Below are 332 nucleotides of genomic sequence, written 5' to 3'. Positions count from 1 at the left end.
CCTTTATATCTACCTATATCGTGCAGAAGAGCAGCATTATATGCCAAATTTATATCAAGATTGTACCCTTTATTAATTAGCTGGGAGATAATACTTTCAGTAGCTCTTGCAACATTAATTGAATGATCAAACCATGGACCCGGGTTTTGTTGATATGCCCACTCAAGTAATTCCATTGCATAAGTCCTTTCCAAAATATATCTCATAAAGAATCCACCTTTCTCTTATAAAAAACCCATATCTTAAATAATTACATCTTGGTTTATAATTATTCCTTCTTCGGAAACCTTTTCCAATAAAAAAATCGGGAGCATTCCTAAATAAACGCGCCC

1 protein-coding gene is annotated in these 332 nt (G+C 33.7%); it reads right to left on the bottom strand.

Going from position 1 to position 332, the window contains the following annotated elements; translation table 11 throughout:
- A partial coding sequence (locus tag V7164_RS23135; RefSeq protein WP_335355348.1) for an HDIG domain-containing metalloprotein occupies positions 1-206 on the bottom strand: 206 nt, incomplete at its 3' end.
- Positions 207-332 lie beyond the last annotated feature (126 nt).

It is taken from the genome of Bacillus sp. JJ1474, from assembly GCF_036965225.1.
Lineage (GTDB): Bacteria > Bacillota > Bacilli > Bacillales > Cytobacillaceae > Cytobacillus.
The sequence above is the reverse complement of the archived record's forward strand: the minus strand, read 5'-3'. Positions and strand labels throughout refer to the sequence as shown.